Source organism: Arthrobacter sp. FW306-05-C (assembly GCF_021801725.1).
Taxonomy (GTDB): domain Bacteria; phylum Actinomycetota; class Actinomycetes; order Actinomycetales; family Micrococcaceae; genus Arthrobacter.
Genome location: NZ_CP084556.1, coordinates 2399508 through 2413332, shown reverse-complemented (window position 1 = coordinate 2413332; position 13825 = coordinate 2399508). Strand labels below are relative to the sequence as shown.

The following is a 13825-nucleotide window of genomic DNA, read 5'->3' as shown; positions in this document are numbered from 1 at the left end:
CGTCGTACTTCACCGGCCGGCACCGCGCTCACCCGCCCCGGACGTTAATTACCGTCTTCGCAGCTGTCCTGGTCAGTGGTTTCCGGCGGCTTCGGAGTGCTCCTCTGGTGTGTGCACCACCAGGACCGGGCAATGGGCGTGGGCCACGATGGCGGAACTTACGGAGCCCAGGAGCAGGCCACCGAACCCGCCGTGCCCGCGGCGCCCCACCACGATCATGTCCGCGTCGCGGCTGGCATCGATCAGCGCTTCACGGGGGTGGCTCCGGATCAACGACGAGGTGACATTTGCCGGCGTCTCCGCTCCGAACGCCTGCACCACGGCCTCGTCCAGGACCTTTCTGGCGCCCTCCTCGAAGCCCTCGATGCCCATCATGACGTAGCCGCTGTACATCTGCGGGTACTCCCAGCAGGCCACTGCCTGGACCTTTGCGCCCAGGGGAGTGGCGAGCCGCTGCGCCTGGCGAAGGGCCTCCACGGATGCTTCCGATCCGTCTACGCCCACCACGATCCTGGCTATTGGTGCCCCGGCAATGCTCATTTCCGCTCCCTTGGTCCGCCCGCTTGCTTTAACCCGCGCTGTCACGCCTATCTTGCCTGCACGAGTGGGACCGGGCCAGGGTCCAAGGTCACGGCGCCCCGGCAGGGGGCACGCCGGCCGGCGGAATGGCCACCCCGGACCATGCCGGTTCGGTTGCGCCCTGGTCCAGCCGGAACGGCGGATATTCGTCCCGCATCAGTGCGGTGTACACCAGGACCCGGTAGATCCAGCGGTCAACGCCGAGGATGAAATCGAACAGCGGGCGCTGGTAGCGGCCCGTGAACAGCAGGATCACTGCCGCTATCAGGACCAGCAGCCCCAGCAGGGACGGGCCCGCTTCCTGGACATATGTCGTCCCGCCGAAGTTGTTTTCCGCCCGCCACCGCCACGTGGTGTTGGTAAAGGCAGCGACCACCAGCAGGTGCGGGATCGACAGCAGCCACCATTTCACCAGGACCAGGCCGCGGGACAGCCGCTCCGGGTAGTCGACGTCAAAGTCGGCGGGGTAATTGGTGCGCTTCAGTGTGAACGGCGGGTACAGGTCGGTGCCGACGGCGGCGTAGGCGTAGAACGCCACCCGCCAGTTCCACCGCATGACGCCCACGTTGAAGTCGAACAGTGCCCGCGGGTAGCGGCCGGTGAACAGGATGCCGAACCCGGCCACGATGGTGGTGATGACGAAGGCGAACCAGAGGAAGAAGAGCAGGATGAAATGCGGAATCGCCAGGAACCACTTCACCAGCCACATCCACCGCGACAGGGCCGGGTCGATGTCCCCGAAGAGCCTTGCGGGGTAGCCGGGGGCACCTGGCACCGGGGTGAAGGTTTCAGAGGGCGGCGCGGCCCCGGGTGCCGGGGGTGCTCCGACCACCGGCGCCGGGTACACAGGTGCGCCTCCCGCCGGCCCGCTGTAGGGAGGCTCACCGGCAGGTGGTCCTGCGGAAGGATGCGCGGCGTGCCGTCCAAGGCCGGACGCCCCCAGGATGATGAGGGGAATGCCGATCACCAAGGCAATGATCCCGCCTACCAGCAGGCCCGTTGCTGCCGGCTGGAAGAGGTCCGAGTGGAAGCCTGCCTGCAGCCGCACATCCACCCCTTGGGAGGCGTCGGCGTTCATCACCACCACTTCCCAGGCGCCGGGCGCGATGTTCCAGGTGAGCTCCTGCTGCCCGGATCCTGTTGCGGAGGCGCTCCAGAAGCGCTGGTCGGCAGGCGGGGTTGCAGGATTGTTGCCCGGAACGTCGCGGTAGTCCGCACGGAAGGGCTGCTGCCGGATGTTCAGCAGCTCCGAGTGATGCACGCCTGACAGGTACTGCTCCACGTCGGCCTGCCGGCCAATGCCAATGAACACGGGCTTGTCCGGCGTTACTGATGCAGCCCGCAGCCTCAGCTTTCCGATGTCAAAGGGCAGCCTGCCGGGAACGTCCTCGCCGATGGCGTCGGCCCGAGGCGAGGTGAGGGCAAAGGAATTGACGGAAAACCGTGACGTACCGGACGTCAGGTAGCCGTCGCCCTGGATGGTTCCCACCGCTGAGGCCACGGCTCCGCCCGCCAGTGCGGCCAAACCGGGGAGCGTGATGAGGATCCCGAGGATCAGCATGATGATGGCAGCGGGCTTTTTCATGGCGTCGAACCTTCGGCGTACGGAATACGGAGTGCCGGCAGGAGGACCGGCAGGCGGTGCAGCCTACATCGTGCGGGCAGCGTCAGTCCGGGTGATGATCACGGGGCACGGAAGGTGCTTGAGGACGCCGTGAGCGGTGGAACCGAGCAGGAGGCGTTTAAAGGCGCCCCGGCCGCGGCTGCCCACCACCAGCAGCCTTGCCCCGGCTGCGGCCTCCACCAGGGCGTCCACCGCGCGCCGTTCGGTATCAAGGCGCTGGTGCACGATCAGGTCCGGGTAGTCTTCCTTGAGCCCTGCCACCGCTTCGGACAGCACCACGCGTTCCTCGTCAGCGATGAGGTCCGCCATGGCTGCGGGCGACAGGCCGGCGTCGATGACAGGATCCGGGACATCAACGGCATAAACGACAGTGAGTTCGTCGCCTTCGCGGTCTGCCTCCGCGGCCGCAAAGGCGACGGCCTGGGTCGACTCGGGGGATCCGTCGATGCCGACCACCACTCCGGCCCTGCCTTCAAGGTCCTGGGTTCCGACGACGGCCACAGGGACTTTGGCGGCAGTGGCCACCTGGAGTGCGCGGTCGGCAAGGGTGCCGCCGAGATGGCCGCTGCCGGAACCGATGACCATCATCGAGGTCCTCTTGGAGTACTTGGCCAGGGATCCACCCACGCTGCCGGTAAGCAACTCTGTTTCAGCGGTGATGGGCACCGTTCCTTCGAGGCGTCCGGCGGCGGTCTTCAGGAGTTCTTCCCCGGCCTGTTGAAGCGTTCCGAACCACGGGTAGGGTTCGGCAACCCACCGGTCGTCCACCACGTGGAGGATCACCAGGGGCAGGTTTGCGCGGTGGGCGCGCCGGGCGGCCCACAGGACGGCGGACTGGCTTTGCGCTGAGTCGTTGGTGCCCACAGCAATGGGTTTCTGGGATGTCATGGCCGCGCTTCCTGCTTGTCGTTAACTGGCTCCTGCCTTTCAAGACTGGCCCGGGTGCCACCGGTGCTCTAGGGCCAGAAGTCACAGAAGCGCTGTTCAGGGCGCATTACGCGCCGGGCGCTGGCGGAGCAATAGGCTCCGGGCCGGGTGTTTCCCTTTCGGCCAGCGTCTTGTAGATGGTCCAGCCGACGGCGGCCAGCGGCACGGCCAGCAGCGCACCGATGACGCCTGCCAGCGTCGCCCCCGCGGCCAGTGCCAGGATGATCACCAGCCCGTGGATCCGCAGGACCCGGCCCATGAAGAAGGGCTGGAGGATATGGTGCTCAAACTGGTTGGCCGCGACCAGGATCACCAAAACCACCAGCGCGGGAACTGGCCCGTTCTCCACCAGGGCCACCAGCACCGCCAGGCTGCCGGCGGTGGTTGCGCCAATAATGGGAATGAAGCCGCCCAGGAAGACCACCGCGGCCAGGGGGACGGCCAACGGAACTTGCAGGATCAGGAGCCCGGCCAGGACGATGATGGCGTCGATGGCCGCGATGATGAGTGTCCCGCGGACGTAGCCGCCCAGCACCACGATGCTGCGTTCGGCCGCCAGGTGCGCCTTTCCTTGGCGGGTCCCGGGGAGGAAGCCGATCAGGAAGCCGCGGATCTTCTCACCGTCCTTGAGGAAGAAGAACAGGACCACGGCAGTCAAGACTGAACCCGCCACGATTTCCCCGGCCGTCCGTAGCCCCGTCAATGCGTCGGCGCCCAAACTTCCTCCCGCCAGGAACTTCTGGAACTCGCTGCGGGCCGCGTCGATCTGGTCACTGATCAGGGCCACGGGACCGGTGGTGATGAATTGCTGCAGTTGGCCAATACCTGCTTCTGCCCGGGCTGCCAGGACGGAGGCCTGCTGCCGGACGAGGGCGATGATTCCGCCGACCACGCCGGCAGCCACCACCAGGATCACCAGGAATGAGGACAGTACGGCCAGGGCGCGCGGCCAGCCCCGGGCTGCAAGCCAACGGACGGCAGGAGCCATCGCCGACGCGAGGATCAACGCAACCAGTACCGGGATGGTGACAAGCGGGACGCGGATGGCGGCCGAGACCACTACCCAGGCAAGCGCCAAAACTGACAATGCCTGGATGGCGCGGATGCTGGCCCGGCCTAATCCATCGGTCCACATAAAGGACATCCGGGCGGTAAAGGACTGGGGCCGGGACGGCTGTGCCGCGGACCCGTCCGGGGACATATTCGGTTTCATGGGATTCTCCTTGCTTGCCCTCACGTTCTGTCCCATTTGCCTGTTCCTTACCCATGACGGTTCACATCCACCCCAGTTCGTCAGTATGCTTACTATTGTTCGCTGTACGACAACGTGAAAGGCATCATCATGACTGAGCAGAACGTCCCTGACGATGAGCTGGAAGTTGTGGAGGAGGACGACGTGCTTCTCGATGAAACTCCCGGCGCGGCATCGTCCCTGGAACTGGACCCCGTGATGGGGGAACCCGACAACTACCCCGGTGCTGCGGAGAACAATCCGGAACGCTGGCGGGAGGACCCCCTGCTGCAGGACGAGGCCGTCTCGGGTGAAGAGGAGGACTTCCTGAGCGACCAGACACTGCGGGACGAAAGCGCCCAGGCCCGCTACCGCGCCGGCGACGAGCAGGTGCCCCCGGATACGCCCACGCTTGGGGAGGCAGCGGCCGATGTCGATTTCGGCGAAAACCCCACCGGTCCTGAAGCGGACGCCAGTGACGACGAGGAAAACTTCGGCGGCTCGCCGCTCAGCCAATTCGAGCCCGACGACCTGGAACGCTAGCAGCTGAAGGTCCGGGCCCGCGGGGTCCGGACCGGTGGGAAGGGAGACAGATGCAATCCAAGGAACTGCTGCTGGAGGCCTTCGACCGGCTCCCGGCCCTCGTCCGCCAAGTTCTGGAGGGGCTCAGCGAGGCGGACCTGCAGCGCCGCCCTGCCGGCAACGGCAACTCCATCGGTTGGCTGATCTGGCACACGGGCCGGGTGGAAGATGCGCAGGTGGCCTCCGCCTTCGGGCTGGAGCAGGTGTGGACGGGAGAAGGCTTTGTATCCCGTTTCGGGCTCCCGCTGGCGGAGCGGGACACGGGCTACGGCCACACAAGTGAACAGGTGGACACCGTCAGGGCGACCGGCGAAGTCCTGCAGGAATACTACGATGCGGTCCACCGGCAGACCGCCAGGGCCCTGCAAGGTATTGATGATCCGGACCTGGACCGTGTGGTCGACAGGCATTGGGACCCGCCCGTAACCCTTGGGGTGCGGCTGGTCAGCATCCTGGGGGACTGCCTGCAGCACCTTGGCCAGGCTGCCTACGCCAAAGGGCTGCATGCGGAGATGGCGGACGCCCCCGGTGCGTGAACTCGTGGTGCTGGGCACGGCCTCCCAGGTTCCTACGCGCACACGGAATCAGAACGGCTACTTCCTTCGCTGGGACGGCGAAGGACTTCTGTTTGACCCCGGCGAGGGCACCCAGCGCCAGATGATCCATGCCGGGGTGTCGGCCAGCCGCATCACCAGGATTTGCCTCACGCACGTGCACGGTGACCACTGCTACGGCCTGCCGGGGGTACTGTCCCGAATGGCCCTGGACGGCGCCGCACACCCCGTTCACCTGCATTACCCGGCCTCCGGAGACCAGGTGGTCCGGGCCCTCTTGGCGGTCAGTTCACCCGGCATCGACCTGCGGCTCCATCCGTACTCCGGCTCCGGCCCCGTGGCGGACGGCCTCGAGATCCGGCCTCTTAGGCACCGCATTGAAACGTACGGATACCTGCTCACCGAGCCTGACGGCCGCACCTTCCTACCGGAGCGGCTGCGGGCGGCAGGAGTCCAAGGGCCCGACGTCGGCACGCTGCAGCGCCAGGGGTACCTCGGAGCAGTCACGGTGGAGGACATGAGCATTCCCAGGCCCGGCCAGCGCTTCGCGTTCATCATGGACACCGCGCCGTGCCCGGGCGCGGAGGAACTGGCCGACGGCACCGACCTGCTGGTCGCTGAGTCGACCTTCAGCGACGACGACGGCGGGCTGGCGAAGCAGTACCTGCACCTCACCGCCGGACAGGCAGGGGAGCTGGCGGCATCCGGAAAGTCCCGGACCCTGGTGCTCACACACTTTTCCGCACGCTATGGCGACGACATGTCCCGGCTTGCGGAGCAGGCGCAGGCACGTGCTGGGGGAACCACCGTCATTGCAGCCCATGACCTGCAGCGCATAGCCGTTCCCCCGCGGCGGCAACCGGAGCGGGAAGCGGCGGGCCATAACGACGGCGATAGGGTTTAAACCATGACGGCAGCAGCTGAATCCACAGTGGCCCTTGATGGCCGCTTCGCACGTGAACTGTCAGAACTCGCTGTTCCCTGGCAGGCCGAGGAAGCCCCCAACCCAGGGCTCCTTGTCCTGAACGAGGAGCTGGCACGGGAGCTGGGACTGGACCCGGAGTACCTGCGCAGCCCCGAAGGTGTACGGCTGCTGGCGGGAAACCATGTTCCGCCTGGCGCCACGCCCGTTGCGCAGGCGTATGCAGGCCACCAGTTCGGAGGATACTCACCCCTGCTCGGGGACGGACGGGCCCTCCTGCTGGGTGAGGTCACGGACCGCAACGGACGGCTCCTTGACCTCCACCTCAAAGGCTCGGGGCGCACGCCTTTCGCCCGCGCCGGGGACGGCCGTGCCGTCGTCGGGCCTATGCTGCGCGAGTACCTCGTCAGCGAGGGGATGTACGCCCTGCACATCCCCACCACCCGTTCGCTCGCAGTCGTGGCAACAGGCCGCCAAGTCCGGCGCGACGACATGCTGCCGGGCGCCGTCCTGGCCCGGGTGGCAAGCAGCCACCTGCGCGTGGGCAGCTTCCAGTACGCGCGTGCCACCGAAAACATGGATCTCCTGAAGCGGTTGGCGGACCACGCCATCAGCAGGCATTACCCGCACGCCGCCGACGCCGACAACCCCTACCTTGAGCTGTTCGCCTCGGTCGTCTCGGCCCAGGCGGAATTGGTGGCCCGCTGGATGCTGGTGGGATTCGTGCACGGGGTCATGAATACGGACAACATGACCATTTCAGGGGAGACCATCGACTACGGCCCGTGCGCGTTCATGGACGCGTTCAATCCCGCAGCCGTTTACAGTTCCATCGACGTCAGCGGCCGCTACGCCTACGCGAACCAGCCGGTTCTTGCTGAATGGAACCTTGCCCGGCTCGCCGAGGCGATGCTGCCGCTCATCCATGAAGCCCAGGAGCAGGCGGTTGCGCCCGCAGTGGAGGTGCTCGGCGGCTTCCGGGGCCACTACAGCAGGGCGTGGACCGGTGGCATGAATGCCAAGCTCGGCCTTGGCAGCCGCGGGGGAAGTGACGAGGAAACCACGTCCGCTTTGGTGGACGGCGCCCTTGCCATCCTGAAGGACGGTCCCGTGGACTACACCCTCTTCTTCCGTAACCTGGGCAAGGCCGCCCGTGGCGACCTTCGTCCGGTGCGCGGCATGGTTCTTGATCTGGCTGCGTTTGATTCCTGGGCGGAGCGGTGGCAGGCACTCGAACCGGACGCGGAGCTGATGGACAACGTCAACCCGGCGTACATTCCCAGGAACCACCTCGTGGAGGAGGCATTGGCCGCTGCCACGGCCGGAGACCTGTCACCCTTGCAGCAGCTTTTGGAGGCAGTCAGTGACCCCTTCACCGAGCGGCCCGGGCTGGAACGCTACGCCGAAGGCGCCCCCGAGGACTTCGGCAACTATATGACCTTCTGCGGGACCTGACGGCTGCGGGGGCAGGCGGCGGATGCGACAGGAGGGCGGCAGCCGGATGACCGGCTGCCGCCCTCCTGTCTAATGCCTGCGCTGTTGGGCGCCTGCGGTGATGCGAAGACTAGGCGACGCGGACCGCTGAGTAGCCGCCGAGCCAGCTGATGGAGTGCACCTGGGTGTCGTAGCCGTTCACGCCACCGCTGACAACCTGGCCGTTGCCGGCGTAAACGCCAACGTGGCCGGAGGTGATGATCAGGTCGCCGGGCGCAGGAGCGCCGACCACGGTGCCGTACTGGAAGAACTGGGTGGGGGCAAGATCGCCAACGGACTTGCCCACCGAGCGCAGCGCCTTCTCAACCATGGCAGTGCAGTCCTGCTTGATGCCCAGCTGGCCGTAGGCGTTTGCCAGGATGGCAGCGCCGGTGCCGCTGCCGGTGGGGGCGGACACGGGGGTGGCCGAGGCGTAGGACATGTTCATGCCGGTGTTGGCCGGAGCGGCGGCTGCGGTCTGCACGGGTGCTGCTGCAGGGGCCGGAGCCGGTGCCGGTGCCGCGGTGTAGCCGGCGGCGGGGATCTGGATCTGGTCGCCCGGGTAGATGATCGAGGACAGGCCCAGTCCGTTGGCGGACAGGACGCTGTTCAGGCTGACGCCATTAGCAGACGCAATGGCACCCAGGGTATCGCCGGAAACTACGGTGTGGACGCTGCCTGCTGCCGCTGCCGGGGCCGCAACAGGTGCGGAGTACGCCTGCACGTTGGTCTTTTCCGTGGTGTCAGGGCCGGTGACACCGGCGTGGGCCGGGGCGCCGACGCCGAAGGCAATGCCGGACGCTGCAGCAACTGCGAGCGCGGGGCGGCCCAGCGAGCGGGCCTGGGACTTGGCTGTCACGGCGAGGCCCTCGAGAACAATGGAGCGGGCCGGAGTTGCGCGGTGACGGGCAGTGGTGGAATTTTTTGACACGGTTGATCGCCTCTCCCATGCCTGCGGGGTGAGCTGTCGGGTTCGGGCTGGAGATACCCGGCCGGAAGCAACCCCGTAATGGACGGAGGCGCTATCGACTTAACCCCAAGGCCACAAGTGGCCGCGGAAACTTGGTTCCCCCGTCCCTGCCAGCTGGAGCGGTTGTATCCCATGATCAGTGGCAGGGCTCGGCATACTGATGGGAATGTCCCGTCTGAGAGGGACACCTGAAGACCATAACCCACATGCGGTGGCATTGTCACATTTGGATAACATACGAGGTTCCCCTCTCGAATTCCGCAAACGTTTGGACGTTACGGCTGTTACCGGTGTCGACCTCGGCTAATAGCCGGGCTTGCAGGATAGGTAACGGCCCGGACACGGACACGGGATGTTTGCCGCGGCTCCATCGCACTGGCCGTTTCCATTCAGGCGCTCCGCGATCCGACCGCTAGGCTGTTTGTATGCCAGATTTCGACCGGTTCCGGGTACTGCTCGAAGAGGAGCGGGCGCGGCGCCTGGAGTTGCTGCCGGCGCTGCGGGCTGACATCCAGGCAGCGAATTCGGCCCGGCAGGACTCCAATGTCGATGACGAGCACGATCCCGAAGGGGCCACGATCGCGTTTGAGCTCTCGCAGGCTTCGGCGCTCCTGAAGCAGAGCTCGGCCGGCCTGGACCAGATTGACGCGGCGCTGGCCCGCCTGGCAGCGGGGACCTATGGAGCCTGCGCCGTGTGCGGGGAGCCCATTGCGGAGGGCAGGCTGGAAGCGCGCCCCTGGACACCGTTTTGTATCCGCCACGCCTCGTCCGGTCGGGGACGATGACTGGCCCTGCGGATGTGGTGTCCGCGGCGGCGGAGTTCGTTGACCGGACCCTCCAGAACGAGGGCGCCTGGTACCGGGCGGACGACGTCGGGAACCGGCTTGGCTGGGTGCTGGACTCTTACGGTTCCTCCATCGGAGCGGTGCGCGGCACGGTGCGCGATGCCCTGCGCAAATTCAAGAACCTGGACCACGACACCACGGTGATGCTTGCGTCCACCCTGTGGGGACAGCCCCGGCCCGGCTCCCGCCCCGTGTTTGAGCGCCGGTTGGCGGCCGTGGTGCTGCTGCAGTCACGGGTGCGGCTGCTCAGGCACTCGGACCTGACCCGGCTGGAAGGCTTCCTTCGTTCTGCCCAGGCTGCAGACCTGATCCAGCCCCTCCTGGGCGACGTCCTGGTGCCGCTGCTGTCCGGCCTCGGGGAGCGCGAGCGGCAGCGGGCCAACGCGGTCCTGGCTCGGTGGCGGGACGACCCCGACCCGCAGCTTCAGGCGGCGGCAGCCGCCCTTGAAAAAGATTTGACCCTTTGACCTCGAAACCGGGAGATCCGCATGAATGAGCACTTTGACCTTGACCGTTTTGTTGCCGCGCAAAACAGCGGCGGCACCTATGACCAGGCGCTGGGGGAGCTGCAGGTCGGCAGGAAGTCCGGCCACTGGATGTGGTTCGTCTTCCCGCAGATTTCCGGGTTGGGGCAGAGCGCAATGTCCCGCAAATACGCCATCTCCTCACTCGCAGAGGCCCGTGCCTACCTGGATCATGAGGTACTGGGGCCGCGGCTCCTGGAGTGCGCCCTGGTCCTGGCCAACCATGCAGACCAGTCCGCGGAGGACATCTTCGGCGGCATCGATGCCAGGAAGCTGCGGTCGTCCATGACACTGTTTCTCCGGGCGGCACCCGGAGAAACAGTGTTCAAGACTGTCCTGGCCCAGTTCTTCGACGGCGAGCCTGACCCTGCCACCGATGAGATCCTGGCTGGCCAGGCCGCTGGCTGACGCCGGGTTGGCGGATCAGCCAGGCCCGGGGAACCGGCTAGGGCGTGGGGCTGCCGCCGTTGACGTTCAGTGTTTCCCCTACCACGTAGCTGGACTCGGGTGAAGCCAGGAAGACGTAGGCGGGTGCCAGCTCCGCGGGCTGTCCTGCCCGGCCCAGGGGAGTCGACTGGCCGAATTCCGGCAGCTGCTCCTTGGGCTGGCCGCTGCTGACCTGCAATGGCGTCCAGATGGGACCCGGGGCCACGGCATTCACCCGGATTCCCTTGGGTGCCAGCTGCTGTGCCAGTCCCTTGGTGAAGTTGTTGATGCTGGCCTTGGTGGTGGCGTAGTCCACCAGGGTGGGGGACGGGTTGTACGCCTGGATGGAGGTGGTGTTGATGATGGTTGAGCCGGCCGGCATGTGCGGGACGGCGGCCTTGGTCAACCAGAACATCGCATACACGTTGGTCTTGAGGGTGTGGTCGAACTGCTCGTCGGTGATGTCCTGCAGGTCCTCCTGGGCCACCTGCTTCCCGGCGTTGTTGACCAGGATGTCCACCCCGCCCAGCACGGCAACCGCCGTATCAACGACTTCCCGGCATGTGGCGGAATCCTTGAGGTCGCCCGGCACCTTGACGGCCTTGCGGCCCGCGGCCTCGATGATCCCGGCGATGCGGGAGGCATCCTCCTCTTCCTGGGGCAGGTAGGAAAGGACGACGTCGGCGCCTTCCCTTGCAAAGGCAATGGCAGTTGCGGCGCCGATGCCTGAGTCCGCGCCGGTCACGATGGCGCGGCGGCCTTCCAGCCGTCCCGTTCCGCGGTACGTTTCTTCGCCCAGGTCAGCCTTGGGTGTCAATTCGGCGTCGAGGCCCGGCTCGGGCTGGTGCTGCTTTGGCGGGGAAATCTTTTCGTAGGCAGTCACGGGATTACGGAAGGTGTACTGGTCAGTCATGGTGGTCCTCCTGTTCGTGCGGACTCGGGCTGGTTCGTCGCCCCGGAAATTGAAGCAGCCTGCGATCAATGGATCACAGTGAGCCAAAAAGCTAAGCATGCTTACCGTTCCCAGCCTAGGCAATGTAACCCCGCCCTGCCAAGCGGTCCTTCGGCGTGGCCGCGTCAGTCCCGCCGTACTTCGACCAGCCTGACCTCCGCCAACCGCCCGCCGTCGACCACGGCTTCCATGAATGTGCAGGAGGGCTGCCGGCGGCGGTCCGTGGGCGACCCGGGATTCAGCAGCCGCAGCCCGTTCGGCGACGCGGTGTCCCAGGGAATGTGGCTGTGCCCGAACACCAGGACATCGGCTTCCGGATACAACGCTTCGCACCGCAGTTCGCGGCCCTTCGCCTGCCCTGTCTCGTGGACCATCGAAAACCGGACGCCCTCCAAGGTCGCGCTGGCCGTTGCAGGAAGGCGGCGGCGCAGCTCCGCGCCGTCATTGTTCCCATACACGCCCAGCAGGCGCCTGCTTCGGCGCTCGAATTCGTCCAGCAGCGCTGCGTCCACCCAGTCACCGGCGTGGAGCACCACATCGGCATTTTCAACGGCCCGCCACACCTGGGCGGGAAGGTCTTTGGCGCGTTTTGGCACGTGGGTATCGGCGATGAGGACAAGGTTCAAGGGCATATCCGCATCCTGCCATGAAGCCCTGTTCCCGCGCCCACCGCAGTCGTACTCTGGGGCTGGGAGGTGATTGCCATGGAGGCAGCCCAAGGCGACCGCATCGTCGTGCACGGAAGGACCGTAGGGTCCTCGGACCGGCACGGGGTGATCCTGGAAGTCCGCGGCGAAGGCGGAAGCCCGCCCTATGTTGTCCGCTTTGACGACGGGCACGAAACGGTCATGTATCCCGGCGGCGATTTCGCCGTCGACCGTGCACACAACACCTGACCGGCGGTGCAAGCGGGACTGCGCCCCGCCGCTCCACCTGTCAGACTGGACGAATGGACCACTTTCCGTACTCCAGCACGTCATCCACCCCACCGCCCCGCTCCGGTCCGCGCGACCCGGGTGACGCCTGGGTGGAAGGGGACCGGGGCCGGTACTGGGGCAGGTTCGGTGCGGCCGGCGTCCTGGCCTACGACCCTGCCAAGGGCGTGCTCCTGCAGCACCGCGCCGTCTGGAGCCACAACGGGGGAACCTGGGGCCTTCCCGGCGGGGCGCTGCATGAAGGCGAAGAAGCGGTGGACGGCGCGCTCCGCGAGGCCTACGAGGAGGCGGCCGTCCCGTCGGAGAGCGTGGAAGTGCTCTTCACCTCGGTCCTGGACCACGGCTACTGGTCCTACACCACCGTGGTGGTGCGGGTGCTGGAGTCCTTCGAGCCCATTATCAGCGATCCCGAAAGCATTGCGCTGCTCTGGATCCCGGTAGCCGAGGTGGATGCCCTGGAGCTGCATCCGGGTTTCGCGGCGGCCTGGCCGGAACTGCTGGCGCGGCTGGATTCCGGAGAGTCCTGGTGAACGGGGAACGCTGCTGAACCCCGGCCTGCGCCGCTGCTAGTAGCCTTCGCCGTACTCGGCCGTCACCAGGATGGGCAGGTGGTCCGAATTGCCGCGCGGCAGCGTCTCCACACTGGCGATGTCCAGGCCCAGTGACGTGGCGAAGTCGAAGTGGCCCTTGAACACCTTGTACCTGGTGTAGGTCCGCCTGTTGCTGAGGGACAGGGCGTATCCGGAGTTCTTCATATGCATGTCAAGGTTCTTGGTGAAGAACGGGTAGTTGAAGTCACCCACCATCAGGGTCATCAGGCCCTTGCCCATGCTCAGCAGCTCGGCGTGCGCTGCGTGGATCTGCTTGCGCCGCAACGAGTTGGAGGCAGTGAGCGGGGCTGCATGGAAGGAGCCGATCACCAGCTCATGCTGGGTTTCGTTGTCCATCACCCTGGTGCCGATCAGCCGCTCATGGGCCGGGGCCAGCACCCTGTCATGCATGGACTTCTTCAACGCGAAGGACTGGGTGTCCAGTGCAGTGAAGCGGCTGGTGCGGTAATAGATGGCCAGGCCCAACCGGTTGCCCTTGGTGGCATCGGCAAGGTGCAGGGGGCCCAGGGTTTCGGGAAGGTCGCTGGCATCCACTTCCTGGAGGCACAGCGCATCGATGTCATGGTTCCGTGCCAGGGCGAGGAGCTCGCCGCTGGCATTGTGCTTGCGGAGGTTGTAGCTGATGACGCGCATGAAACACCTCTTTTGAGGGTTGCTGACAGGACCAGTT

Annotated in this window: 17 protein-coding genes and 1 riboswitch; of the genes, 9 read left to right on the top strand and 8 right to left on the bottom strand. The window is 66.2% G+C overall.

The annotated features are described in order from the left end of the window. Window positions 1-72: 72 nt before the first annotated feature. The 4 genes from LFT44_RS11130 to LFT44_RS11115 all read right to left on the bottom strand — a co-directional run bounded on the left by LFT44_RS11130 (window position 73) and on the right by LFT44_RS11115 (window position 4343). Window positions 73-540, bottom strand: coding sequence for a universal stress protein (locus LFT44_RS11130; protein WP_236798515.1), 468 nt, complete (start codon window positions 538-540; stop codon window positions 73-75). 88 nt (window positions 541-628) lie between these two features. After that, the gene (locus tag LFT44_RS11125) at window positions 629-2164 is read right to left on the bottom strand and encodes a DUF4389 domain-containing protein (protein WP_236798514.1); all 1536 of its coding nucleotides are present in this window, start codon (window positions 2162-2164) and stop codon (window positions 629-631) included. 63 nt (window positions 2165-2227) lie between these two features. Then, window positions 2228-3091 (bottom strand): universal stress protein, encoded by an 864-nt coding sequence (locus tag LFT44_RS11120; RefSeq protein ID WP_236798513.1) that lies wholly within the window; start codon window positions 3089-3091, stop codon window positions 2228-2230. A 106-nt stretch (window positions 3092-3197) separates the two neighbouring features. Then, window positions 3198-4343, bottom strand: coding sequence for an AI-2E family transporter (locus LFT44_RS11115; protein WP_236798512.1), 1146 nt, complete (start codon window positions 4341-4343; stop codon window positions 3198-3200). 129 nt (window positions 4344-4472) lie between these two features. Here LFT44_RS11115 and LFT44_RS11110 point away from each other — a divergent pair, with 129 nt between their 5' ends. Genes LFT44_RS11110 through LFT44_RS11095 form a run of 4 tightly spaced genes read left to right on the top strand, consistent with a single transcriptional unit; the run spans window position 4473 to window position 7874 of the window. Continuing rightward, a complete protein-coding gene (locus LFT44_RS11110) occupies window positions 4473-4904 on the top strand; it encodes a hypothetical protein (RefSeq protein ID WP_236798511.1) in 432 nt (143 codons plus the stop codon). A 50-nt stretch (window positions 4905-4954) separates the two neighbouring features. After that, complete coding sequence (locus LFT44_RS11105) at window positions 4955-5479, top strand: mycothiol transferase (RefSeq protein ID WP_236798510.1); 525 nt, start codon at window positions 4955-4957, stop codon at window positions 5477-5479. Further along, window positions 5472-6401: a ribonuclease Z gene (locus tag LFT44_RS11100; RefSeq protein WP_236798509.1), complete on the top strand. Its 930-nt coding sequence runs from the start codon at window positions 5472-5474 to the stop codon at window positions 6399-6401. Before LFT44_RS11105 ends, LFT44_RS11100 begins: the two co-directional genes overlap by 8 nt. 3 nt (window positions 6402-6404) lie before the next feature. Then, on the top strand, window positions 6405-7874 hold the full coding sequence (locus LFT44_RS11095) for a protein adenylyltransferase SelO (RefSeq protein ID WP_236798508.1): 1470 nt from the start codon (window positions 6405-6407) through the stop codon (window positions 7872-7874). Between the two features lie 109 nt (window positions 7875-7983). On the opposite strand, the gene LFT44_RS11090 is transcribed toward LFT44_RS11095, so the two are convergent. Continuing rightward, window positions 7984-8823 (bottom strand): C40 family peptidase, encoded by an 840-nt coding sequence (locus LFT44_RS11090; protein ID WP_236798507.1) that lies wholly within the window; start codon window positions 8821-8823, stop codon window positions 7984-7986. Window positions 8824-8826: 3 nt separating this feature from the next. Continuing rightward, a riboswitch (cyclic di-AMP (ydaO/yuaA leader) is annotated at window positions 8827-8997 on the bottom strand. Window positions 8998-9287: 290 nt separating this feature from the next. Here LFT44_RS11090 and LFT44_RS11085 point away from each other — a divergent pair. Genes LFT44_RS11085 through LFT44_RS11075 form a run of 3 tightly spaced genes read left to right on the top strand, consistent with a single transcriptional unit; the run spans window position 9288 to window position 10639 of the window. Beyond that, the gene (locus tag LFT44_RS11085; RefSeq protein ID WP_236798506.1) at window positions 9288-9647 is read left to right on the top strand and encodes a TraR/DksA family transcriptional regulator; all 360 of its coding nucleotides are present in this window, start codon (window positions 9288-9290) and stop codon (window positions 9645-9647) included. Then, window positions 9644-10174 carry a DNA alkylation repair protein gene (locus LFT44_RS11080; RefSeq protein WP_236798505.1) on the top strand — a complete coding sequence of 177 codons (531 nt, stop codon included), beginning with the start codon at window positions 9644-9646 and terminating at the stop codon, window positions 10172-10174. Before LFT44_RS11085 ends, LFT44_RS11080 begins: the two co-directional genes overlap by 4 nt. Window positions 10175-10195: 21 nt before the next feature. Next, window positions 10196-10639: a DUF1810 domain-containing protein gene (locus LFT44_RS11075; protein WP_236798504.1), complete on the top strand. Its 444-nt coding sequence runs from the start codon at window positions 10196-10198 to the stop codon at window positions 10637-10639. Window positions 10640-10676: 37 nt separating this feature from the next. Here LFT44_RS11075 and LFT44_RS11070 read toward each other — a convergent pair whose 3' ends face one another. After that, window positions 10677-11570, bottom strand: coding sequence for a glucose 1-dehydrogenase (locus LFT44_RS11070; protein ID WP_236798503.1), 894 nt, complete (start codon window positions 11568-11570; stop codon window positions 10677-10679). A gap of 164 nt (window positions 11571-11734) precedes the next feature. Next, the gene (locus LFT44_RS11065; RefSeq protein WP_236798502.1) at window positions 11735-12241 is read right to left on the bottom strand and encodes a metallophosphoesterase family protein; all 507 of its coding nucleotides are present in this window, start codon (window positions 12239-12241) and stop codon (window positions 11735-11737) included. Window positions 12242-12313: 72 nt separating this feature from the next. On the opposite strand from LFT44_RS11065, the gene LFT44_RS11060 reads away from it, so the two are divergent. Then, a complete protein-coding gene (locus tag LFT44_RS11060; protein ID WP_142133702.1) occupies window positions 12314-12505 on the top strand; it encodes a DUF1918 domain-containing protein in 192 nt (63 codons plus the stop codon). A 53-nt stretch (window positions 12506-12558) separates the two neighbouring features. After that, the gene (locus LFT44_RS11055; protein ID WP_236798501.1) at window positions 12559-13074 is read left to right on the top strand and encodes an NUDIX domain-containing protein; all 516 of its coding nucleotides are present in this window, start codon (window positions 12559-12561) and stop codon (window positions 13072-13074) included. A 36-nt stretch (window positions 13075-13110) separates the two neighbouring features. Here LFT44_RS11055 and LFT44_RS11050 read toward each other — a convergent pair whose 3' ends face one another. After that, window positions 13111-13788 (bottom strand): endonuclease/exonuclease/phosphatase family protein, encoded by a 678-nt coding sequence (locus tag LFT44_RS11050; protein WP_236798500.1) that lies wholly within the window; start codon window positions 13786-13788, stop codon window positions 13111-13113. Window positions 13789-13825 lie beyond the last annotated feature (37 nt).

Bases quoted from the DNA above. Each gene is read 5' to 3' on its own strand.
- LFT44_RS11075 (WP_236798504.1), top strand. From the start codon at position 10,196: ATGAATGAGCACTTTGACCTTGACCGTTTTGTTGCCGCGCAAAACAGC.
- LFT44_RS11070 (WP_236798503.1), bottom strand. From the start codon at position 11,570: ATGACTGACCAGTACACCTTCCGTAATCCCGTGACTGCCTACGAAAAG.
- LFT44_RS11080 (WP_236798505.1), top strand. From the start codon at position 9,644: ATGACTGGCCCTGCGGATGTGGTGTCCGCGGCGGCGGAGTTCGTTGAC.
- LFT44_RS11120 (WP_236798513.1), bottom strand. From the start codon at position 3,091: ATGACATCCCAGAAACCCATTGCTGTGGGCACCAACGACTCAGCGCAA.
- LFT44_RS11130 (WP_236798515.1), bottom strand. From the start codon at position 540: ATGAGCATTGCCGGGGCACCAATAGCCAGGATCGTGGTGGGCGTAGAC.
- LFT44_RS11125 (WP_236798514.1), bottom strand. From the start codon at position 2,164: ATGAAAAAGCCCGCTGCCATCATCATGCTGATCCTCGGGATCCTCATC.
- LFT44_RS11105 (WP_236798510.1), top strand. From the start codon at position 4,955: ATGCAATCCAAGGAACTGCTGCTGGAGGCCTTCGACCGGCTCCCGGCC.
- LFT44_RS11055 (WP_236798501.1), top strand. From the start codon at position 12,559: ATGGACCACTTTCCGTACTCCAGCACGTCATCCACCCCACCGCCCCGC.
- LFT44_RS11115 (WP_236798512.1), bottom strand. From the start codon at position 4,343: ATGAAACCGAATATGTCCCCGGACGGGTCCGCGGCACAGCCGTCCCGG.
- LFT44_RS11095 (WP_236798508.1), top strand. From the start codon at position 6,405: ATGACGGCAGCAGCTGAATCCACAGTGGCCCTTGATGGCCGCTTCGCA.
- LFT44_RS11085 (WP_236798506.1), top strand. From the start codon at position 9,288: ATGCCAGATTTCGACCGGTTCCGGGTACTGCTCGAAGAGGAGCGGGCG.
- LFT44_RS11110 (WP_236798511.1), top strand. From the start codon at position 4,473: ATGACTGAGCAGAACGTCCCTGACGATGAGCTGGAAGTTGTGGAGGAG.
- LFT44_RS11060 (WP_142133702.1), top strand. From the start codon at position 12,314: ATGGAGGCAGCCCAAGGCGACCGCATCGTCGTGCACGGAAGGACCGTA.
- LFT44_RS11050 (WP_236798500.1), bottom strand. From the start codon at position 13,788: ATGCGCGTCATCAGCTACAACCTCCGCAAGCACAATGCCAGCGGCGAG.
- LFT44_RS11065 (WP_236798502.1), bottom strand. From the start codon at position 12,241: ATGCCCTTGAACCTTGTCCTCATCGCCGATACCCACGTGCCAAAACGC.